Origin of the sequence: Streptococcus sp. DAT741 (assembly GCF_009866825.1) — a bacterium.
GTDB classification, from domain to species: domain Bacteria; phylum Bacillota; class Bacilli; order Lactobacillales; family Streptococcaceae; genus Streptococcus; species Streptococcus ruminantium.
This window is the reverse complement of sequence record NZ_CP019557.1, coordinates 1,184,798-1,206,695: the sequence shown is the minus strand read 5'-3', so window position 1 is coordinate 1,206,695 and position 21,898 is coordinate 1,184,798. Positions and strand designations below refer to the sequence as shown.

The 21,898-nt window shown below is 32.2% G+C and carries 19 protein-coding genes and 2 pseudogenes; 20 read left to right on the top strand and 1 reads right to left on the bottom strand.

Annotated elements, in window-relative coordinates; genetic code table 11:
• Window positions 1-684 precede the first annotated feature (684 nt).
• The 16 genes and pseudogenes from BZG42_RS05760 to BZG42_RS05685 all read left to right on the top strand — a co-directional run bounded on the left by BZG42_RS05760 (window position 685) and on the right by BZG42_RS05685 (window position 18,203).
• Window positions 685-1,794, top strand: a complete 1,110-nt coding sequence (locus BZG42_RS05760) for a pyridoxal-dependent decarboxylase (RefSeq protein WP_156009169.1) — start codon at window positions 685-687, stop codon at window positions 1,792-1,794.
• Window positions 1,773-3,158, top strand: a complete 1,386-nt coding sequence (locus BZG42_RS05755) for a hypothetical protein (RefSeq protein ID WP_155961939.1) — start codon at window positions 1,773-1,775, stop codon at window positions 3,156-3,158. The genes BZG42_RS05760 and BZG42_RS05755 overlap by 22 nt, the downstream gene beginning before the upstream one ends.
• Window positions 3,159-3,486: 328 nt before the next feature.
• Window positions 3,487-4,668 (top strand): MFS transporter, encoded by a 1,182-nt coding sequence (locus tag BZG42_RS05750; protein ID WP_155961940.1) that lies wholly within the window; start codon window positions 3,487-3,489, stop codon window positions 4,666-4,668.
• An 850-nt stretch (window positions 4,669-5,518) separates the two neighbouring features.
• Window positions 5,519-5,707: a hypothetical protein gene (locus tag BZG42_RS05745; RefSeq protein WP_155996343.1), complete on the top strand. Its 189-nt coding sequence runs from the start codon at window positions 5,519-5,521 to the stop codon at window positions 5,705-5,707.
• Window positions 5,688-6,038 carry an IS66 family insertion sequence element accessory protein TnpB gene (gene tnpB, locus BZG42_RS05740; protein ID WP_155996344.1) on the top strand — a complete coding sequence of 117 codons (351 nt, stop codon included), beginning with the start codon at window positions 5,688-5,690 and terminating at the stop codon, window positions 6,036-6,038. The genes BZG42_RS05745 and tnpB overlap by 20 nt, the downstream gene beginning before the upstream one ends.
• Window positions 6,039-6,091: 53 nt before the next feature.
• A complete protein-coding gene (locus BZG42_RS05735; RefSeq protein ID WP_155996345.1) occupies window positions 6,092-6,298 on the top strand; it encodes a hypothetical protein in 207 nt (68 codons plus the stop codon).
• Window positions 6,252-7,604, top strand: a pseudogene (tnpC, locus tag BZG42_RS05730) (IS66 family transposase). Before BZG42_RS05735 ends, tnpC begins: the two are co-directional and overlap by 47 nt.
• A 313-nt stretch (window positions 7,605-7,917) precedes the next feature.
• Window positions 7,918-8,094: a type A2 lanthipeptide gene (locus BZG42_RS05725; protein WP_227985572.1), complete on the top strand. Its 177-nt coding sequence runs from the start codon at window positions 7,918-7,920 to the stop codon at window positions 8,092-8,094.
• A gap of 92 nt (window positions 8,095-8,186) precedes the next feature.
• Window positions 8,187-10,691 (top strand): DUF4135 domain-containing protein, encoded by a 2,505-nt coding sequence (locus BZG42_RS05720; protein ID WP_159780100.1) that lies wholly within the window; start codon window positions 8,187-8,189, stop codon window positions 10,689-10,691.
• A gap of 11 nt (window positions 10,692-10,702) precedes the next feature.
• On the top strand, window positions 10,703-12,772 hold the full coding sequence (locus BZG42_RS05715; protein WP_155996347.1) for a cysteine peptidase family C39 domain-containing protein: 2,070 nt from the start codon (window positions 10,703-10,705) through the stop codon (window positions 12,770-12,772).
• The gene (locus BZG42_RS05710; protein ID WP_120171800.1) at window positions 12,744-13,658 is read left to right on the top strand and encodes an ABC transporter ATP-binding protein; all 915 of its coding nucleotides are present in this window, start codon (window positions 12,744-12,746) and stop codon (window positions 13,656-13,658) included. Before BZG42_RS05715 ends, BZG42_RS05710 begins: the two co-directional genes overlap by 29 nt.
• Window positions 13,636-14,355, top strand: coding sequence for an ABC transporter permease (locus BZG42_RS05705; RefSeq protein WP_155996348.1), 720 nt, complete (start codon window positions 13,636-13,638; stop codon window positions 14,353-14,355). The genes BZG42_RS05710 and BZG42_RS05705 overlap by 23 nt, the downstream gene beginning before the upstream one ends.
• Window positions 14,356-14,719: 364 nt before the next feature.
• Window positions 14,720-15,409: an ABC transporter permease gene (locus BZG42_RS05700; protein WP_024533068.1), complete on the top strand. Its 690-nt coding sequence runs from the start codon at window positions 14,720-14,722 to the stop codon at window positions 15,407-15,409.
• 3 nt (window positions 15,410-15,412) lie between these two features.
• Window positions 15,413-16,921 carry an ATP-binding protein gene (locus BZG42_RS05695; RefSeq protein WP_120171797.1) on the top strand — a complete coding sequence of 503 codons (1,509 nt, stop codon included), beginning with the start codon at window positions 15,413-15,415 and terminating at the stop codon, window positions 16,919-16,921.
• The gene (locus tag BZG42_RS05690) at window positions 16,899-17,498 is read left to right on the top strand and encodes a response regulator transcription factor (protein ID WP_155996349.1); all 600 of its coding nucleotides are present in this window, start codon (window positions 16,899-16,901) and stop codon (window positions 17,496-17,498) included. Before BZG42_RS05695 ends, BZG42_RS05690 begins: the two co-directional genes overlap by 23 nt.
• 288 nt (window positions 17,499-17,786) lie before the next feature.
• On the top strand, window positions 17,787-18,203 hold the full coding sequence (locus BZG42_RS05685; RefSeq protein WP_155996350.1) for an Imm70 family immunity protein: 417 nt from the start codon (window positions 17,787-17,789) through the stop codon (window positions 18,201-18,203).
• Between the two features lie 195 nt (window positions 18,204-18,398).
• Here the strand turns inward: BZG42_RS05685 and BZG42_RS05680 are convergent.
• Window positions 18,399-19,072, bottom strand: a pseudogene (locus tag BZG42_RS05680) (LexA family transcriptional regulator).
• 171 nt (window positions 19,073-19,243) lie between these two features.
• Between BZG42_RS05680 and BZG42_RS05675 the strand changes: the two are divergent.
• From BZG42_RS05675 to BZG42_RS05660, 4 genes are all read left to right on the top strand, one after another.
• Window positions 19,244-19,654: a hypothetical protein gene (locus BZG42_RS05675; protein WP_155996351.1), complete on the top strand. Its 411-nt coding sequence runs from the start codon at window positions 19,244-19,246 to the stop codon at window positions 19,652-19,654.
• On the top strand, window positions 19,651-19,839 hold the full coding sequence (locus BZG42_RS05670; RefSeq protein WP_155996352.1) for a hypothetical protein: 189 nt from the start codon (window positions 19,651-19,653) through the stop codon (window positions 19,837-19,839). The genes BZG42_RS05675 and BZG42_RS05670 overlap by 4 nt, the downstream gene beginning before the upstream one ends.
• 80 nt (window positions 19,840-19,919) lie before the next feature.
• Window positions 19,920-20,966, top strand: coding sequence for an ArsR/SmtB family transcription factor (locus BZG42_RS05665; protein WP_155996353.1), 1,047 nt, complete (start codon window positions 19,920-19,922; stop codon window positions 20,964-20,966).
• A gap of 112 nt (window positions 20,967-21,078) precedes the next feature.
• Window positions 21,079-21,891 (top strand): ABC transporter ATP-binding protein, encoded by an 813-nt coding sequence (locus BZG42_RS05660; protein ID WP_155996354.1) that lies wholly within the window; start codon window positions 21,079-21,081, stop codon window positions 21,889-21,891.
• Window positions 21,892-21,898 lie beyond the last annotated feature (7 nt).

The window sequence follows — 21,898 nt, the reverse complement described above, 5'->3', positions numbered from 1 at the left end:
CAGAGCGATTGTCAAAACATGTTATTCGATTACGATACTGTTGTGCAATTATATAAAAGTTTAAATTTCTCATTAGAGTAATATATTTTAATGAGAGGGGTATGAACTTTCGACTTTCGACTATTTTTTTCTATTAAATAAACAATGATGTTTAGAAGATATCGCTGAAATGAAAGTAGTTAGATTGTATTGTAGGATACCAAATCATCTAAAATATACATAGGAGAGGTTTTTTTTAAAAGTGAAAAATTCTGGACATGACCAGCTGTAATAGGCAATTACGGGCTCGTTGAGTGCTTAGTTGATAAAAAAATTGCATTTTGAGACTGTCTCATTTTCCTTTGCCAAAATAATTTATTTTTTTTTGAGGAGCTGAATTGGACTTTCTGTGTGATACACTTAATGATTATATATGGTTCATTAAAAAAGGTCAGAAGTATGACTAGTATTTTCTACTTAATTAGCTTTTTTCAAGATTTAAAGATTTTTGTCACCACGCTTTTCTGTACTTGGTGATATGAGCTAATTTAAGGTAGAAAATCATGGTTTTGAAAGCTTCATATTTGAAGCTAATCAACAATTTAAAGTTTTCAGGGTAAAATTGATTCGCTTTTTGCATATCTTTAGTATTGTGCTTTATTGTTTTCGAATAAGTTTTATACAATTAGGGAGTATTAGGAAAAAATGTTTTATAAAAAATTACAAAAGATAATGTTTGATTCAATAAATAAGTATGTGACTACCTACAGTAACTCAGAATCTCCCTGTTTAGTCTATGATTTTGGTTTGTTAGAACAGGTATTATTCGAATTTAAAAAACAAATTCCAGAAAATTTCAATTATAAATTTTTTTATGCAATTAAGGCAAATGCAAATGAGGAAATATTGAAATATTTATCTGATAGAATCGACGGAGTAGATGTAGCCTCATTAGCTGAATTGAAAATAGCTAAAAAATTTTTTAGTTCAGAAAAAATTTCTATAAATGGACCAGCATTTACCTGTGAGGATATAAAACTATTAAATCGTGAAGGATATAGAACGGATATAAATTACCCGGAATATCTAATAAATAATTTTCAAGATAGTGAAATTGGTATTAGAATTATGGAGGTTGATGAACAAAATAATTCTTTGAGTAGATTTGGTATAAATATATTTGATGATAACTATTTTCACAGTATTGAGATAGCAAATATAACAAGATTACATCTTCATTTTGGTGAAAAAAACATAAACTTTATTAGAAAATTAGAGGATACATTAATTCAGTTTAAGAAAATGGATAAGCTAAAAAATATTACAGAAATTAACATAGGGGGAGGCTTTATTCAGTTGCTAATGAGCAATCAGTTGAATAATTTCTTTCTCGAATTAATGAAACTGTATAAAATGTTTGGCATTGAGGATAAGATTGTTACTCTAATTGAACCTGGTAATGCTTTGGTTAAATTTTCAGGATATATGGTTGCTAAGCCAATTAATGTTAGTGAAGAAAGTGGTAAACAAATAATTACAGTTAATACCTCAATATACACTAATACATTATGGTTTACTCCAAAAATTATTACTACATTGAATCCAACGTCAACTAATCGAATACATTCTAAAATATATGGGAATACTTGTTTCGAATATGATAAGTATAGTGAAGAAATTTATTTACCTAAAGTATCAACGGAGAGCAGTTTGGTATTTTTTCCAATGGGAGCATATGTAAAAAGTAATCATTCTAATCTACACAGTAATAAATTTATGTCTGAGGTTTATTTATGGACACAAACAGAGAGCTGATAATAAGAGCAGAAAGGTATATTAATTCTAAGAAAAGTAAAATATTAGATGAGCAGCAAAAGGAATTTTCTAGACTGGATTATATAAGGGATAGCTTTGGACTTTCAACCGAAAAATTTCATTTTACTTTTTCGTTTGATAATGATGATATTGCTAACTTAGTTAGAAATGAACAATTATTGTTTGACTATTCTTGTAAAATTAGATCAGAATGGAAAATAGCATGTTTTCAACATACATATAAGTATCTTTCTTCTCCATTGATAGAAGCTGATATTAAAATGGACACCTTAAGAGGAAATAAAATTGATTCAAAATACGAGAGATATTTTATCAATGGTTCAATACATATTAGAAAAGAAGATGGCTATACTTCATATAATACACTAACTGCGAATGGAATGTCTGCAATAAATTTATGTTTTGAGTTAATGAATTCCCTTATTATATCTCAACCTAAAAAGTTAGCATACTCTGTTGGATATTATGAGACAAAATTTCTATTAAATAATTTGGCGAAATCAGGAATTGAATGTCATGATCTAGATAATCAAAATGATGAGTTGAATCTATTTAATGTATTTATCATTGAACCTAATAAGGCCGACTTAACGTTACAAGCAACAGATTTTCGTTATGTAGAACAACTTGTTAAGTTTCAAAATAATAAGTTAAAGATCATTATTTTAGATATATCATATCAAGGATTAGCTTTTAATCTAGCGGAATTTTTAAGAGTATATAAGAATTCAAATGTAATTGTTTTTGTAGTACGTTCTCTAATAAAATTAGATCAATTAGGTTTAGAATTGACTAATGGTGGCATTGTAGAAGTATTTGTCCCTAATCATTTAGGAAAATTAGGGAGTTTTATTGAAAAGGAGCTAAATAAATTTAGAAATGCACATGGTTCAAATTTGAGTTTTTATGAATTTTGTCTAATTGATAACTCATTAAGTTTAACGCATGGTGACCATTATTCAGATTTGGTTTTAAACACTACAAAAAAATTCCATAGGAAAATCTTAAATATTTGTCAAAGGAAAAAAGGTATTTTAATTCGATATGAGGGTAGAGTTCCTTTTGTATTTATACAACTAATAGACAAAGAGAAAGAAGATTTTGAAATATTTTTTCAGTGGTTAAGTTCAAAATTTCAACAATTTGGGTTATCATTGCATGCAAGAAATAGTTTTGGTTTTAGAAATTTAACTGTCGAGTATTTTGGGATACTAGAAACTAATAATTATATTTTTAAAATTTGTCCAGGAGTTTTTAAAGGAATTAACTATTATTTAATGGCTTTTCTATTGAGCGAATTTGAAGTAGACTTTTTGGAAAATAGTCAAGAGAAAATTGACTAAACTTTATTTGATTTTTCAAGATATAGTCGAAACATTTCATGATTTAGAACATCACTTTACTACCCTAGGTTTCTCCAGAAATACCTAACCTCAACGATTCGAATAAGATTATTCTGGGGCTAGAGGAAACAGCTGGTGTTTTGAAAGCAAGGACAAGTCTTGGGTAAAAAACTAAATGTGGAGTTTAAGCAACATTGAGAAAAAGAAACGACCATGAGTCCGTTCCGTAAGTCAATTTTCTTGAAAACTTTGCATTGGTCAAGATATAAAAATTATTAACACTTGGGATTGAATGATCTTTATAAATTATTTTGCGGGGAGATGAAAAGTGAAAAATTTGTTGAAACTATTATTAATTAGGCTAGTTGTTAATTTAGCTGATAGTATTTTTTATATTGCTACACTATGGTATATCAATGATAACTATTCATCAAGTTTTTTATTAGGGGTATTTGTAGCAATTAATTACTTACCAGATATATTTTTAGTTTTTTTGGGTCCGATTATTGATAGATCAAATCCTCGAAAGGTTTTATTCATATCAATTTTAACTCAATTGACTTCAGTTATACTTTTCCTAGCGTTTAGAAATTCTATACCATTTAGTTGGATGATGCTTATAGTATTTACTTCTGTTTTAGCAAGTTCGATAAGTTATGTTATAGAAGACGTACTTATTCCTCAGATTGTTGAATATAATCAGATTATTTTTGCAAATTCATTATTCAGTATATCTTATAAGGTATTAGATTCGCTTTTTAATGCACTATCTTCAGTATTGCAAGCAATGCTTGGGCTTATTTTGTTATTAAAGGTAAATATTGGTATATTTGTAATAGCGTTAGTTTTAATATTATTTTTTGACTTTAAATCCAAAGGTAATTTAAGCTCGAGTAAGTTTAATATAAAAATCTATAAAAATGAAATGATTGAAGGAGCAAATTATATAATACATAATGATCTGTTATTGAAGTCAGCGCAATTATTATTATTAATCAATTTTTTTAACTCTTTTCAGACGGTAGTTGTTCCAATTATTTCAACGAATTTCTTTAATGGACCAATTTTTTATGGTGCTTTCTTAACTGTAACAGGGATTGGTGGAATATTTGGGAATATCCTTTCTCCAATTATAGCGAAGTATTTACGCCCAAATCAAATTATCGGAATATTTCTTTGCATGAACGCAATAAGTTGGATATTAGCAATAACAATTAAAAACTATATTATTTCGCTTTTCTTATTTTTTCTATGTTATTTATCAAAGGGAGTGTATAATATTATTTTTAATTCAATTTATCAACAAATCCCTCCTAAAAAAATGCTAGCTAGAGTAAATACAACAATCGACTCTTTTATATCTGTAGGTATGCCACTCGGAAGCATCGTTGCTGGAATAGTATTTAATTGGAATATTGAATTAATTTCTTTGTTGATTGGGCTACCATATTTAATCTCAGGAGTTATCTTTTATAATAATAAAGCTTTGAAAAAATTTGAAATAATGTAAATGATAATCTATATTATAATTGTTAAGAGGATGTTATGAAAATTAAAAAGTTCCGGAAGTTCATTCAATACCAGAGTATCTATACCAATAACTGGAAAATTTCAGTTTTTTAGTAAAAGTTGAGTTGAGAAGAAATCAGATTATGCGGCCTTCTAATTATTAGTTAGGTGAAGTGTATTCCGATAAGGCAAATTTTAATAAGTATTGCACATTCTAACATAAGTCTCGTCCTCAAGGGACTCATAAATTATTAAAACGCTTATCAATTAAAGCTGAACCAATGATGTTGAGTGCTGAATTTTCATATTATAATGTAGGTTATGCTGTTAGTTATAACTAGGTTGAGGATCTTAGTAGATTTCGTAAGTAGCTTATGGTAGAAGCAGAAAATATATCGCGTTCAATTATCGATTATAAAAAATAATTATTTTAATAGTGAACGCACAAGCAATTGCGTAAAAATACCTTACTCAATATTTAACCTATAGTTGATTAGTCTATTCTAAAGTTGATGTTTGGAATTGACTATTATCAATTAATTTTACTATAAAAACTCTCATATCAGTACAGAGTATTAACTGGGTCGTGTTGCTTCCCTTATTGTCTTTGATAGAAAAAGGTCTCTTCTTGATTTATTCAATGATAACTGAATAGATTGAGGTGAGATTTTCTTATTTATCGAGTAGGAAGTATAATTTTAAAATCTTCTTGTACATAAGCTCTTTGACATTACAAAAGCATTTTTGAAGTAACACTGTCAAATGTAACCGCCCAATAACGAAGTATCTATAAAAATAATCCAACCTCTTTTAAACTGTTAATAGAAAACAGAAATGGAGGTTTTTTCATTATGCCAACACCTATCGTCCCCTTAAACTCACCCCCACAGTCTCGTCACTTTGAGAGAAAAAACAGAAACGCTACTCTGCTGAAAATTCGTCCCGAAAAAGTAGAACTCACTTTCTTTCATTCTATCAACCATGAAGTATTGGAAACCATCTTGGACAAGGTACTAGCCTATGACCATCCGACTCAGTGATTTAGGACAAGTTTACTTGGTCTGTGGAAAAACAGATATGCGTCAAGGGATTGATTCCCTCGCCTACCTTGTCAAAAGTCAATTCAATCTAAATCCCTTCACAGGTCAGGTCTATCTCTTCTGCGGAGGTCGAAAAGACCGATTCAAAGCTCTTTACTGGGATGGACAGGGATTTTGGTTATTGTATAAACGTTTTGAAAATGGGAAATTGACTTGGCCAAACAATGAAGAGGAGGTTAAAGCCCTCACTTCCGAGCAGGGGGACTGGCTCATGAAAGGATTTTCGATAAGTCCTAACATAAAACCTACAAGAAGTCGTGATTTCTATTGAAATGATGGCTTTTCTTTGTGTATAATAAGATAAAAAGAAGGAGGCTCAATCGTATGGATGAGTTAATGGCAATTATAAAACAACAGACCTCAACGATTGAACAACTTACCAACGAGTTGACCCTCCTTCGTGAGCAGGTTGAATATCTGAGACAGAAACTCTACGGAAAATCATCCGAAAAGGTAGTACATCAACTCGGTCAGCTGAGCTTGTTTGGTGAAGAAAGTCTCCCTGAAGAAGAAGCTGACTTACCCAGTTGAGACAGAAATGATTACCTATAAACGTAAGAAAACTAAGGGAGTGCGTCAGGGTGTTTTAAGCCAATTCACTCCAGAGATAGTTCATCACGAATTACAGGGTGAAGATTGCCTTTGTCCAGACTGTCAGGGGCCGTTGAAGGAGATTGGCACAACGGTTCAACGTCAAGAGTTGATCTTTATTCCTGCGCAATTAAAACGGGTTGACCATATCCAACATGCCTATAGGTGTCAGGCATGTAGTCAGAAGAATCTCAGCGATAAGATTATCAAGGCTCCTGTCCCTAAGGCCCCCATAGCACACAGCTTGGGTTCAGCTTCTATCATCGCCCACACTATTCATCAGAAATTCAATCTGAAAGTGCCGAATTACCGTCAAGAAGAGGATTGGAACAAGCTGGGCTTACCGATTAGTCGCAAGGAAATAGCCAACTGGCATATCAGGTCTAGCCAATATTATTTCGAGCCGATTTATGCCCTTCTACATGAGAAGTTGCTGGAGCAGCCCATTCTTCATGCGGACGAAACCTCTTACAAGGTCTTAGAATGTGATCGTCAGTTAACCTACTATTGGACCTTCTTATCTGGAAAACAGGAAGCGCAAGGGATTACCCTCTATCACCATGACAAGCGCCGAAGTGGTTTGGTTGTTCAGGAAGTTCTTGGGGATTATGAGGGTTATGTTCACTGTGACATGTGGAGTGCCTACCGACAATTACCCAAAGCCACATTAGTCGGTTGCTGGGCACATGTGAGACGGAAATTCTTTGAGGCAACTCCCAAGAAGGCGGATACGAGCTCTCTAGGCGCGAAAGGCTTAGCTTATTGTGACCAATTGTTTAGTCTTGAAAGGGAATGGGAGGGATTATCAGCTGAGGAGCGATTGTACAACCGATAGGCAGAGTTAGCCCCTTTAATGGATGAGTTCTTTGACTGGTGTCGTGAACAGGCTGTCTTGCCAGGTTCCGAATTGGGTGCTGCGATTGAGTATAGTCTCAACTACGAACCCACCTTCCGAACCGTTCTCTCAGATGGTAACTTAGTCCTTTCCAACAACATGGCTGAGAGGTCTATGAAGATCTTGGTTATAGGACGTAAAAATTGGTTGTTCTCTCAAAGCTTTGAGGGCGCCAAGTCGACAGCCGTTATTTTGAGTCTTTTGGAAACAGCCAAGAGACACGGCCTTGATTCAGAGAAATATATGACCTATCTTCTAGACAATCTACCTAACGAGGAGACACTCGTAAAAAAGGAGGTGCTAGAGGCTTATTTACCATGGAATGAAACCATTCAACGGAACTGTAAATAGAAAAACATCCCAGAGTCAAATATAGACTTTGGGATGTTTTCTATATACTTCGTTATGGGGCGGTTAGCGTTATTAGACGCTTACAAGCAAGCTAACCCTATTCAAAAATCCTCGAGGCATAAGTTTCGAGGATTTTCTAGATACCTTGTTATTGGACGCTTACTTTATTTTTATGTTTCGATATTTTTAGATTTGGAACCAAAAAAATTTTTATTTTTTGCCTTTTTTACTCATGCTTTACATCACTAATCGATTTATAATGAAGTTGTAGGGAAACATAGTTACAAATAATTACTTATTCAAGGAGGAATTTATGATGAATAATACTAATCCGGAAATTTATGTTCAAACTGCAACTGATCAAGAAATTGCATTATTAGTCGGTGGTGCTGGAAGTGGGCTTGTTAAGACTTTAACCAAAGATTGCCCAGGCTTTTTATCAAATATCTGTGTAAACATTGGATTCATCTCTGGTTGTAAAAACTGTTAAAATAAAAATTAGTTTGTAGCTATGTAGCTATGTATGCCCTATCATATTTTTTGATAGGGCATTTCCTGTTATTCTATTTAGAGGTAATATATATGGCAAATAATATAGCAGAGGAAAGAAGTTTTGATGTAGTCATATCGAAGGTTATAGAAGAATTTTCATTCGCCACTTCAAAATTTAATGGAGTGTGCTCCTTTTCTGACAGCATTTTTAATAGTTTTAAAGAGGAGTTCAGAAAAATACTACTTCCTGTATTAGTCCAAGAAATTAATTTATTTAGGATAGAGAAAGGAACCAATTCAAAATATAAAGAATACAATGAATTTTGTAACAGTATACTTAATGACGGATTATACTTTCTTGATAAATATCCAGTCTTAAAAAGAAGATTAAAGTTATTAAAGGACAATTATGAGCAGAGTATTGAATGTTTTTTAGCAAATTTAAGCCAAAATTATAATGAAATTATAGAAAATTTTGACCTGAATAAGGAAAATATAAATGTTAAAATAGTATCAATAGTGGGAGACAATCATGGTAGTAATAGGAATATAAGCTTTCAACTTCAAAGTAAATCATTTTTTTATAAAACTTCAGGATATACTCTGTATCCAATTTTGAATGAATTAAATCGTAGAGTATTCGACTCCAAGTATTTCAAGTTTCCTGATACATTTGTTGGTAACAATTTTATGATTCAAGAGAAAATTGACAATTTATCTTGTCATGATAAAGATCAAATTCATTTATTTTATAGAAATATGGGAATACTTCTAGCATTTACGTATGTGTTGAATGGAAATGATATGCACAATGAAAATATTATTGCTTGTAAAGAACATCCCTATGTAATCGATTTTGAAACGTTAATAAATCCTGTGTCTCAACTAGAGGGAAAAATTTCAAACAGTATCTTTTCAACTGGGTTATTACCCATGAAATATAGACGAAATTTTGATGGAATATTTGACTGTAGTAGTATAGGTCAAGAGAATATTGTTGTAAAAAAAATTTTTGAAGAAATAAACCCGTTTAGTTCAGAAGTACGCTTAATATTAAAAGAGCATCAATTTAAAGATATTAAAGAATTTTTACCAGTGCTTGATGATGTTCATGTCTCGGCTAATAAGTTTTTAGGTGATATTGAATCTGGATTCATCTTTGGTTATTCAAGGTTAAGAAGTTATTATAAAATTTTAAAAACAGTAATCTTAAAGTATAAAAATGTCTTACAGTGTAGATTGGTATTAAGAAATACGTCTATATATTCAGCACTTATTGATCGAATAACTGTACCAGATTTATTGATGGACGAGCTAAAAACAAGAAATATTTTAACAAGTTTCTTAAAAGAAATACCTGTGATTAATAGTCATGAAAAGAAGTACATCATGATTGAAATTGATCAATTGGTTAATGGTGAAGTTCCATTGTTTACATTTGGTAACTTTGGAACTATTTCAATGACTGACGCAAAAAATTTTATGAGTCTGTACGATTCTATAGATTTTAAGTTAAATTGTATGTCTGAAGCAGATTTACAATATCAATTAAATCTTCTTAGAGTCAGTTTAAATATTGATAATTACAATTTTTCTCAAGTGCGAAATAATCATCTTGAAGCAGATGTTAAAAAATTAGTAAGAGAGTCAATCTTTAGTGATACACCGCCGTATGCTCTTACCCTTCAGAAAGATCCTAATGGGAATTACATATATGGAGAATCTAATTTGGGATTGTATGAAGGGAAGTTAGGATTGTTATTATCTTACGATGAATTGGAAGAAATATTTGATTTAAAAGTTATTGAACAACAAATTATCAATTCAAAAGACGTAGGCCTAATTGATGGCTATGCTTCATTATTGCTTTATAAAAATTTAAGCAATTCTCCAATAAAAGAAGATGATATAATTCCCAATTTAGACTTTACTGAATTTGATATAATTGATGGAGTCGGTGGTTTAATTTTACAAAAATATTTGATATTTTTGAAAAATCCAAAATTTGTAGATATTGTTGAATTAAAGAAGTTAGGAGAAGTTTTTCTAGAATTAACAAAAGACCAGGAACAGTTTAAAGTGGGGTTTGCACATGGGTTTACTGGTATAAAAGTTATTTATAAAATATGTTCTCTTGTTTTACCAGATAATTCAGAGTTTGCTAATAGATTTAAATACTTTGAGAGTCGGGATAATATTATGTTATACCCTGGATCGGGATGGTGCAACGGTTTGACAGGATATCTTGTTTCTGAATATATTTTATTTAAAATAAGTAACGACTCTAAATATCTTGATAAAGTGTTATCTAATATTGATTATCTAATGAATAAGTTAAGTGAGACTGAGGATTATTCATTATGCCATGGATTTTTAGGCGGATTGGATTTCTTGCAAGTATTGAATCAAGATAATTTACTTTCTGACGAGTATCAGAAGAAACTGAAAATGTTGGAGGAAACCTTAATTTTTAAGTCCAATAACAATAACATTCTGAAAAAAGATATATCGCTATTTACAGGAATATCAGGATTTCTCTACTATCTCAAACGAAAAAAAACACTTAGAGGTTCTGTTATTACTCTAGGATTTTAAGGTAAAGAGCAATGAAAAAAATAAGAGAAAAGTTACAAACCCAGCAAAATGATTGTGGACCATGTTGCTTAGCAATGATTTTGGATTATTTAGGAAGAGATGTTGAGCTATCAGAACTATATCAATACAAGAATACTGCTGTTGGGTGGAGCATGGGAGATATAAAGAATGTTGCAAAACAATTCGGTGTAGATGCTGTTGTGCTTAGAGTAGATGATATGAAAGGTATGTCATCAATAGTTCTTCCAGCAATACTTTTTTGGGATTTCTCACATTTTGTAGTGTTAGAAAAGTACAATGAGTTAGAGGCAACTATACTTGATCCTAATTATGGTCGAAAAACTCTTAACAAAGATACATTTATAACATTTTTTTCAGGTTATTGTATGGAGCTAAAGCCCAATCAATCTTTTATTAAGCGAAAGTTATCCATAATAAATAAGATATCTAGGATCAGAAATACCAAAATTTGGAATTTTGAGCTTGGTAAAACCTATTCTATTGCTTTGGCGAGTTACAATATATTTTTATTAATGACACCTATTTTAATAAGTAAATTAATTAATAACTTGTCAACAAGAGAAATCAATATACACAGAGTGTTCTTTTTAATTGGTGTAATATGCTTAACAGCTGTCTTGAATTATATTTTAGAAAAATTACGGAGTCAAAAAACTATAATTCTTGAAGAAAAATCAACAGTTAATATCTATGAGAAATTATTTAGTTTAACTGAATCTGAGATAGCTAGATATCATAGTGGCGATATTATGTCACGAATATCGCTTAATCCTCAAATCTGTAGATTTTTGGCAGTTGAAGTACCCAATATGATTATCTCAACAATGCTTATTTTCTTAGCAAGTCTATATCTAATATTAAATGCTGGAATCTACGCCAGTATGATAATTTTGCTAATTTTACTAATCGCTATCATTAACTGTATATTTATTACTGATTTAATAAAATTATCTAAAAATGAAAGTTATAAACGGTCTATATTTAGAAGTGTTGCCAGTGATGGTATCCTAGCTTATAATTTTTTAATTGGATCAGGGATTACCCATCGTTATCTAAAGAAGATTAAAAGTAGTTTATTAGACTATGTACAGTCGCAGATTGATAGAGGAATTGCAGAAGCTAAATCGACTACATTCCAGCAAACTACGTCGACATTCTTTTCTCTTTTAATTTCTATTGTGAGTCTAGTTATAGTTATATTGAGTCCTGAAAAAAGTGGAGAAGTGGCTTTGATTAGTTCTATGGCTATGATATTATATTCTCCCATGATGGGAATTGTAAGTAGTCTTATTAACGCAGCTAGTCTGTATCCAAATATTGAAAGACTTATTGATTTAGTAGGAGAAGAACAACCTCCTAAAACCTTTGCAAAGCTTCAAAATGGCATAGTTGATGTTGATGAGTTATCATATCGATATGATAATAATTCGGCTTATCTTTTCAAAAATCTTTCGTTTTCTCTTGAGGACGGAGACACTCTTTTTATAACTGGAAAATCAGGTAGCGGTAAAACCTCTTTGGTTAAAATCTTACTGGGCTTACAAAGTATTAGCGGAGCAGGTAATAAGGGAAGAATAACTATTGGAGGGGTTAATTCTCTAAGCCAAAAGTTAGATTTAAGAAGAGATGTTTGCTATATATCACATCCGTCAATTCTTTTTAAAGGCACTTTGAAGTCAAATTTGAAATTATTCTGTCCAAACTATACTGTTGAAGAATTAATGTTAGCAATTGATAAACTAAATCTTTCAGATGTGTTCTCTCATGCTTTAAATATTGAAAATTTATTTATATTAGAAAATGGTACTAATTTTTCAACTGGTCAACGTCAAAGAATAGGAATGATAAGATTATTTTTGCAAGAATATAAAGTTATTATTTTAGATGAGCCAACAAGTAATATGGATTCCGAAAACGCTAAAGCCATTATGGCAGCTATTGATGGCCTTGGAGCAACTAAAATTATTATTACACATGATAAAGAATTAATCAAACCTGGATCAAAACTATTAGAATTAGGAGTGGAAGAAAATGGATATACATTTAAATCATATAAGTAAGAAATATGGTGATCGAATCATTTTAAAAGATGTTACTATTAGGATTCCTTCAGGGAAAATTTATGGGTTTATTGGGGCTAATGGAGCTGGTAAAACCACAACGATGAAAATCCTTACAGGATTATTACCTGCAACAAAAGGTAACGTATACTTTGATGGGGTAAGTCTTAAAGACTTAAAAAATCAGGAATCAACATTCGGAGCATTTATTAGTACACCAAGTTACTATAAAAACTTAACGGCTTATGAAAACTTAGCTATTATACAAGAAGTTCTCAAAAAACCGAAAGAAGAAATTGATCGAGTTTTAAATTTAGTGGGCTTAAGTGAAGCCTGCAATAGAGTAGTCTCTTCATTCTCGTTTGGTATGAAACAACGCCTTGGTTTAGCATTTGCTTTTCTGAATGATCCAGATATACTGGTACTAGATGAACCTACGAATGGACTAGATCCGAAAGGAATTGTGGAAATCAGAGAACTCTTATACAGACTAGCTAAAGAAGAAGGGAAAACGATTTTTATATCAAGCCACCATATTAGTGAAATCGAAACAATTGCGGATATGGTCGGTATAATACATGATGGCGAACTCATTTTTGAGGGTCCCCTCTCTGAACTTTATAATAAGAGGGAAAGCTCATATCATTTGGAAGTTGCAAATCCATATGTTCTGAAAAATGTTTTGAAAGCCCGAAATATCTCTTTTGTTCGAAAAGAAACTCATTTTGAAATAAAGACTTCCAAGCAAGATATACCAGTTTTAATAAAAGAAATTGTACAAGAAGGAGTTGATATTTTGGAGGTTTCACCAAATAAAAATCTAGAAAGAATCTTCTTAGACTTAACGAAAGGAGATGAAGTGTATGGTCACGCTGATAAAAAATGAAATAAGGAGGTTTGCGGGAACTCCCACAGCTTTGTTATTGCTTGGCATTACTTTTTGTTTGCAATTACTAGGAACAGTTTTTATCTTCAAATCATTAGATGTGCGAGTTGGGGAAATAGCGCAAACACCTTTTCAGAAGGCTATGCTGATCTTTTTGGGTTTTTCTGGATTAGTGAGTTTAGTGGTAAATGGGATTATTAACTATTTTGTTACTTCAACTGAGCACAATAACCATACTTGGGAATTACTCCTTTTAGGGATAGGCAAGAAAAATAAAATTCTCTTTTCAAAATATTTCACAGTTATTCTGTCTTTAATTTCTTATCAGTTACTGTCAACTATTTTCTTTGTTATTGTTACACAGACCAACTTATCGTTAGTAATTGATTGGTCTATGGTATTCTTAGTTTTATCGTCCACTATATTTTTCAGCTTACTCACGATGACACTTCAGTTTTGTACCCATCTGTTAATAAAAAACAGTATATCTGCCCTAAGCAGTGTTATTATTCTTATTTTGTTGCAAACTCTTTTTGCTTCTAATCCGATTTTTGTTTATGTGTTTCCAATAAATGGCATTTCTTATTTGATAACTTCTAGTGCTCTTAATCCAATGATAATTTTACTAATCACTCTAGGGAATATTATATGGAGTGGTGCTGTTCTTTTAGTCACTACTAAAAAATTTCATCTTTAGTAGGTAAGTTTGAAAAAATAACAGTTAATTTATGTCTGGTTTATCGTAATTTTGAGCACGCTAAAAAGAAGGCTTGAAAACTAAGCAACAGAGAATCCGTGTTGTTGTGTGAAGCGAATAGCGTTTTGAATAGACATTGTCTTGTTTTGGTTTTCTGTGTACAGCGTCACAGTTAGTTGTGCTTGATGGGATGAGCTAAACCTATAAAATTCAAGGTGGAGACAGAGCTACTCACCTACTCATCTCTCCGTGATCTGTAGTCGTAATAGGCCTTCTCATTTTATAATATAAAGGAAAAATAAAGGAACTGCACCCTTTCATTCGGTGTTTAGCCTTGAGTGAAACGAAAGGAATGATTATAATTATGTGGAAATTAGAATTTTTAAAGTATAAGAGAACTTATTTAGCTCCTGTATTTATAGGGATAGGTATCTTTTTAGTCATTTTTCAAAGCTACGCAGGATATACAATCAAAGAGATTCCTGCAAAGGTTTTATTTGTGACAGGTCTAGACTTATACAGTAATCTTTTACTACCAGTGATGATTCCTGTATTCCTAATCATTTCTATTTACCGTGAAGTAGAGAATACTGCTTTTCAAAACTTAACAATAAAAGGAATCTCTAGCCAACAGATACAGTTCTCCATATTGAAATTTTATTGGATAGTAATACCACTCATATTTCTTTGTCACTTTTTTATTCCACTAGTATTTGTTGCCTTGAGAGGAGAGAGTGTCCTCAACGTGGTTATTGATAATAGTTTATTTTTGATCCTATCAATTTTAAGCATCGTTGCACTTGTCAATATTAGTCTGCTGATACATCAGTTCAGTGGGACTTATGTATTACCAATTTTAGTAGCTGTTGTAGGAGTCGTCCTCGGACGTCTCCCTTTAGGACAAATCATATGGATTGCTAACCCGTACTCTTATTTAAGTTATGTGGCTGATTTTAAATCATTTGCTGCAATCCACTATTTAGCTGTTTTCCTAATCATTTCTTTGTCTTTTATTGGTATAATACTACTTAGGAAAAAGAATAGATTTGAGTAAAACATGAGAAGAAATTTGTTAAGTACAGCGTATTATGCTTTGTTTATTACAGGATTTATTTATTTGTCCTTTAAAGGATTTCTAGATAACATCGAAACTAGCTTGCTTTTGCTTGTTTTAAATGTATTATTACTATTGGATTTTATTTTGCATAGAACAATTTCTATTAGGTCTAAAATTAGCAAATTTATTGTATGGTTAGTTAGATTTGGTCAGTGTCACTCTATTTTATTTGTCATAGGGGGGACTGCAGTTCCTATTTGGTTACAATATTTAACTGGCATCATAATCTATTCTTCATTAATATCCATATCTCTTAGCTTGTTTTTTCAAAAGTTACAGACTTCATTTTATCTGTTCATGATGATAGTAGGACTTTTATCTGGTACAAGCTTATTTTTTCCAGAATTGACTAGTCTTGCCTTTTCGCTTTATTTGGTTGTCACTTTCGTGATGGCTCTCTTAATTGTTTTTCTAAGGAGCAAGCAAACGTTTTATAGAAATGATTCCAATAGATTTTATTGGTTAATGGTGTTAATCTCTTATCTCATAATTTGTTTCACTTCTATCGGTTTCATTTTTTTTCAATCATCAGTTTTATTTTCTGGTTTATGGCTATTTTATTTTTTAGCTCTAATTGCAGGATTAGTACTCATCTTGTTTTATCATAATGACGCAGTATTTAGGCAAAAAGAACAATTACTAACGATTATCTTTCTAGTTTTATTTTATATTGTTCTGTTTATTCTAATTTTAAATAGAAGGAGTTTAGTTGTTCTTGAAATTGTAACAATTATTGTATATACTCAGTACTTCTTACAGTTACTTGGAGAAAGTTACAGACTAATAACTGGAAGTACGTATTCTGATTATGTAGGGATTAGTTCAGTTTTGAAAGAGGAAGCTTTGAATCAAGAGTTTGCGAATTTCTTGCATGATAATATTCTTCAGGATATAAACGCTTTGATTCAGTTGTCTCGATTGGATAATCCAAGTATCGCTGTCAAAACGATAGAAGAAAGATTAGAGTATCTCAATATTTTTGTCCGTGAGCGAATGAATCAGTATAGTCCTCAGTTACTCAAAGGGTTATCATTATATGACAATTATCGTATGGTGCTAAAATCGTTTGAAAAACGTTATCCTGAAACGGCTATTTCTCTAGCATTTTATTCAGCAAAAGATTTAGTAATCTACCCTCCTTATGATTTTCTAATTTACAGATGGCTAAGAGAGCTCGTTAATAACTCCTATAAATACTCCAGAGGCCAAACGATTACTGTTACATTGGTTAGAGATGGACGGGAGCTCTCTTTGTCGGTCATTGATGATGGTTGTTATCAAAAGCTAAAGCCTTTTAAACACGGACACGGGTTGTCAGTTTTGGAAGAACAAGTAAAGGCAGTAGGAGGAGCTATTACCTTTCAACAAGCTGATTCTAATGGATTGCAAGTTGATATTAAACTGATGATGGAAGGAGAGAAAGCGATTGAAAATTTTATTAATAGATGACCATAGCCTGTTTGCAGAGAGTTTAGCCTTAGCTATACATCAGTATCAGTCAGACATTCACATTGATATTGTGACTAATGAGGATGATTTTAAAAAATTGTTTTCAACTTTGACAGAATACCGAGTGATATTGTTAGACATTAACTTAGACAATAAATTTAGTTCAGATGGTTTTGAAATAGCTCAAGATATTTTAGAGAAATACAGCGACTGTAAGATTGTACTATTAACAGGCTTTGATTTACCTGTATATGAATATCAAGCTCAACGAATTGGGGTAAAAGGATTTGTTCCTAAAAATATAAGTTCTAAAAAATTAATTCAAATTATTAAAGATATCTCCTGCGAGAAAGACTATTTTCCCAATCAGAATTATTTTATAGATGGACTAACAGAACGTGAAAAAGAGATTCTTATGCACTTAGGCAATGGTGAAAAACGAAAAGATATTGCGAAATCCCTTTATATTTCTGATAGGACTTTAACAAACCATATCCAAAATATATTAGAAAAACTTGAAGTGGATTCAACTTTAAAGGCGGTTATAAAGGCTCAAAAGTTAGGATATATCAAATAATTACCCTTTTTACTCATGATTCTTTACTACGACTTCAGTATACTGATATTGAGGAGGTTGAAATTCATGAAAAAATCCATACCGTACGTTTTTCTCGTTCTATCAATAGCTTTTTTGGTCAATGCTATCCGAATATATCTTGAGAGTAGGTCTTTGTACGTTGTTGATGTTCTGTTGTTCATAGTGTTCTTGGTGTCATCTTTTATATCTAAGAAAAAATATCAAAGCAAAAATGTTTAGTCTTGTTTAATATACCATTTTAAAAATAGCGCTTTAAAGGAGAATGAGATGTCAGTTGCATTAAAAGTTGGTCTGCGCTATTACACTGTTGGATCAGTTGGGTTCTTTAATTCATTTTTTTCAACTGTATTTATACGCCTTGAAAATTCAAAATGGGGTAGTCGATATCCAATCCTTATGAATGAATTGTATTATGGTAGAGTTTCAGTGTATAATTTAAAGGATTGTCTACTTGAACTGCAGAATATTCGAATAGAGTTTAGCAAGTTGTCGTCTTATGACAATGTTTGGGATTTTGAGAACTTAGAAGAATCTGCTCCTTGGGGAAATCAAATTTGCTCGGAAATTAAACTACTATCGGATTATTTCATCACTTTAAATGGTAGTAATTTACTGGATGTGATGATTAGGGTGTTTGAACATGCAATTTCAGTGGAAAAACCTTTTGAAATAAGTACCATTTAGTTATGTGATATAAGAAATACTAGCAGTACTCAAAAGAGGTTGGGACAATAGTCCAATCTCATATATAAAAAGCGAACAAACCAAGATTCTGATTGTCAGAAAACTAGTTTTGTTCGCTTTTTTTGTTCAATTCTAGATCTAAAGGACTTGATAATTGAGATTTTCAAAATTGAAAATCTTTTTGTCCCAAGCTCTTTACTGTTCTATAGGCATAAAGTTTCTAACTATTTTCCCTACAATTCTTGGATTATCCTCGGCTGGTACAAACTTATCTGGATAGGAGTCATTGATTGAAACTAGGCGATAGCCATCTTTTTCAAGATACACTTTCTTTATGTAGACTTGATCGTTCCAGACAATGGCGTAGACTGCACCGTTGTAATCAAAACCACCTTCTCTTATAAGAGCGACCTCTCCATCTTGATAAACTGGTTCCATAGAGTGACCGTCAATCCATGTCGCTACATCGTAGAGGTATTCCCTATCTGTGAAAACTTCCTTAGTTTCGTATTCATCCCAGATATCGTTACCGTACCCAGCTGATAGAGCCACGTTGTCAAGGACATGAACAGAGAAGAGTGGGACAACTTTTTGTTTCATGAGAAGGTCATGAGTGAGTTCATCGACTTTTTTTTGTTTGTCTTGTTGAGCTGTTTATAAAGAGTGAGATGAGGGTGTTCTTCCTGCAGGTTATCTGGGTGAGTGTGTAGGAGTTGAGCTAGTTCTTGAAGGTGTTTTTTATTGGGAACAGTTTTGTCTGTTTCCCAAGCTGAGAGAGTTGCTCTGGTGACACCTAGTTTATTTGCGATAGCCGTCTGAGATAGGTTATTAGCTAATCGATAGTGTTTTAGTTTACTGGGTGAGAACATCAGTAATTCCTCTTTTTCTCATTTGTCATTTTATAACTTGACAAATTGTACCATAGGCTATAATAGAATTTAAGATAAAAGAAAAGGAGTCCTGCCATGTCCAGACCATCTCTTGAAACCCATATCTAAAAGAAGTATTATAACCTCCTTTTTGCTAAGGCCAGGGCATTTTTGATTGAACACAGAGAGGAGATTGATTTATCAACTAGAAATATCCGAAATCCCAGAAATTATATCGAGTTGATAGATATTGATGTCTATGCTATTTACACCTCTATGTTAGACAATAACCGTTTAGAGATGAAGATTGTGGTAACTGACTTTGTGGAAGTGAGCGAGCGGTATAAGGGAGAGCTTGAAGTAGATGAGAAAACCATCTGGCTCTCGCTGGTCACAGAAGTTGTCTTAGATAATGGTATTCAGTCTTTTGTTATTCAGTCAGTTGACCTGAAAGAACAAAATAGAAGGTGTAGCCGAGCCCTTAGTCGGTCAGGTGTCCCCTACATCAAAAAGGCAGACTTTGATGAGTTGACCAATGCCTTTCTAGCCAAATACTACAGTCACCTACCAAGATTGACGTGACAGAGCTTGTAGTTGCTATGGGGCTTACCGTCATTGAAACCAAGCTCTCTTCTGACTTTTCCATTTTTGGTAAGATGATCTTTAAGGATACTGAGATAGAGACTTATGATGCCAACAATCAAACTATCAGACGACTAATCAAGAAAGGAACAATTTGTGCGTATGGGGGAATAGAAAATGACTAAGTGATTTTTATATGTATAGATAGAGAAAAGGTGGTATAATTGAAATGAGACTCTTGCTTTGAGGGTTACATGGAGGAAAAATGACTGATTATCAAGTGATGTCGGATAAGGCAATCTATACAGTTTCTGAGGATATAGAGGCAATGTTAGCCTGTCTTTATTTGTTGCACGATGAAGATGATTTTCTTGCTCTAAATTTTTATTCTAAAGCCCAAATTGAAGATTGGAAAAAACGTTATCGCTTTTTATTTGAAACCTTTCATGCGGTAAAGGATTTAACAAATATTTCCATTCTTGATTTTTTACTTGATAGCATTTCGGAAGAGCTTAGTCTAGACTCGATTCAATCAAGTATTGCTAGGTTAAATAAGGGAGAAAGAATTTACCGTTTAATTGATTGGCCATATGATTGTGGCATAGCTTCGGAAACCATTTTAAAGGCTCTTAGCGACGATGGAATTTTAAATAGTCTATTTTTTACTGTGCAAGAAAGTTGCTCTAACTTTTTAGGTTTTTCTTGTTTTTTACGAGAAAATGACCGCTACTTGAATGAATTTTTCGATTTATCAAGAGAGTTGATAAATGATGCCTTGAGAGAAAAACTGGTCTCTAGTGAAAAACAGTTTTGGGACTTTAAAAACAACTTAATACAGGATCTTCAAAATGAAAGTTCATTTGAAGTGTCACAACGCATGATGGGAAAAAAGTTTAAAAACGTAGGCCCTTATGACCATTATTATTTTGTACCAACACTTTTACTTTTTAGGAAATGTGTAAGATTATTCTATAATGATGGAACTAGCAATAATAAGCAAATCTTGATTTATAATATCAGTCAGCCTCAGTTTAGTACGATTTCTTTATTGCCTGTTCTCAAAATAATTTCTGATGAGACCAGGTATCAAATCTTGAAGCTATTACAACACACCTCTCCTTTGAATAGTAAGGAGCTCAGTCGTGAGTTGCAACTAGCACCTTCAACTGTTTCACATCATATCTCACTTTTGAAAGATGTAGGCTTGATCAATGAGGAGCCGGTTAAAAATTCAAAGTATTATTCCATATCAGAAACAAAAATGAAAGAAGTACTAAAGAAATTACTTGAGGACTTTTCGATTGACCTGTAAATATAAAGAATGTGGTGTAACAGCCACATTTTTTTTATTGACATAAAAATAAAATTCTATTAAAATCGAATTAGATGTGTATCGATTTTTATGAAAATAGAAAAGAGGTTTTATGGATTCAGTAGTTAAAGTTCAACGGTTGAGCAGAGAATATTCAGAAAAGAAGAGTTTCTTTAAACAGAACCCTAGTGTTGTTAAAGCAGTTGAGGACCTCTCCTTTGAAATCTATCCAGGAGAAATTTTTGGCTTATTAGGTCCGAATGGTGCAGGCAAGTCAACTACAATAAAAATTCTTTCAACAATGCTTCTTCCTACATCAGGTGAAGTAGAAATATCTGGATTTGATATTTATAAAGATGAGCAACAAATTCGCGAGAGAATAAATTTCATTTTTGGAGGAGAAAGAAGTTTATATTTTAGACTTTCTGCTGAGGATAATTTGTTTTATTTTGCAGATTTATATAAGATACCTCGAAAGAAGCAACTGATTTTGATTCCAGCTTTACTTAAACAGGTTGGGTTGAATAGTGTTGCAAAACGTAGAGTAGAGACATTCTCAAAAGGTATGAAGCAGCGTCTTCAGATTGCTAGAGCATTGTTAAATGATCCTGAGATAATTTTTTTAGATGAACCGAGTATTGGTCTTGATCCAGTAGGAGCACTTGAGTTGAGAAACATCATAAAAGAGCTAGCTAAAAATGGGAAAACAATTCTTTTAACAACCCATTATATGGCTGAAGCTGAGGAACTTTGTGATAGAATTGCAATCATTAATCGAGGCGAAATTGTAACCTGTGGTACATTACCAGAAATTGCATCATTAATTTCAGATGAAGATAGAACAAAAATTCTTCAAGATAAAGTGAAAGAACAAAAAGAAATAGATGTAACACTGGAAGACATTTATTTGAATTTGGTGAGGTAGACAGGAG

Bases quoted from the DNA above. Each gene is read 5' to 3' on its own strand.
- BZG42_RS05760 (WP_156009169.1), top strand. From the start codon at position 685: ATGTTTTATAAAAAATTACAAAAGATAATGTTTGATTCAATAAATAAG.
- BZG42_RS05755 (WP_155961939.1), top strand. From the start codon at position 1,773: ATGGACACAAACAGAGAGCTGATAATAAGAGCAGAAAGGTATATTAAT.
- BZG42_RS05745 (WP_155996343.1), top strand. From the start codon at position 5,519: ATGCCAACACCTATCGTCCCCTTAAACTCACCCCCACAGTCTCGTCAC.
- tnpB (WP_155996344.1), top strand. From the start codon at position 5,688: ATGACCATCCGACTCAGTGATTTAGGACAAGTTTACTTGGTCTGTGGA.
- BZG42_RS05735 (WP_155996345.1), top strand. From the start codon at position 6,092: ATGGATGAGTTAATGGCAATTATAAAACAACAGACCTCAACGATTGAA.
- BZG42_RS05725 (WP_227985572.1), top strand. From the start codon at position 7,918: ATGATGAATAATACTAATCCGGAAATTTATGTTCAAACTGCAACTGAT.
- BZG42_RS05720 (WP_159780100.1), top strand. From the start codon at position 8,187: ATGGCAAATAATATAGCAGAGGAAAGAAGTTTTGATGTAGTCATATCG.
- BZG42_RS05715 (WP_155996347.1), top strand. From the start codon at position 10,703: ATGAAAAAAATAAGAGAAAAGTTACAAACCCAGCAAAATGATTGTGGA.
- BZG42_RS05710 (WP_120171800.1), top strand. From the start codon at position 12,744: ATGGATATACATTTAAATCATATAAGTAAGAAATATGGTGATCGAATC.
- BZG42_RS05705 (WP_155996348.1), top strand. From the start codon at position 13,636: ATGGTCACGCTGATAAAAAATGAAATAAGGAGGTTTGCGGGAACTCCC.
- BZG42_RS05700 (WP_024533068.1), top strand. From the start codon at position 14,720: ATGTGGAAATTAGAATTTTTAAAGTATAAGAGAACTTATTTAGCTCCT.
- BZG42_RS05695 (WP_120171797.1), top strand. From the start codon at position 15,413: ATGAGAAGAAATTTGTTAAGTACAGCGTATTATGCTTTGTTTATTACA.
- BZG42_RS05685 (WP_155996350.1), top strand. From the start codon at position 17,787: ATGTCAGTTGCATTAAAAGTTGGTCTGCGCTATTACACTGTTGGATCA.
- BZG42_RS05665 (WP_155996353.1), top strand. From the start codon at position 19,920: ATGACTGATTATCAAGTGATGTCGGATAAGGCAATCTATACAGTTTCT.
- BZG42_RS05660 (WP_155996354.1), top strand. From the start codon at position 21,079: ATGGATTCAGTAGTTAAAGTTCAACGGTTGAGCAGAGAATATTCAGAA.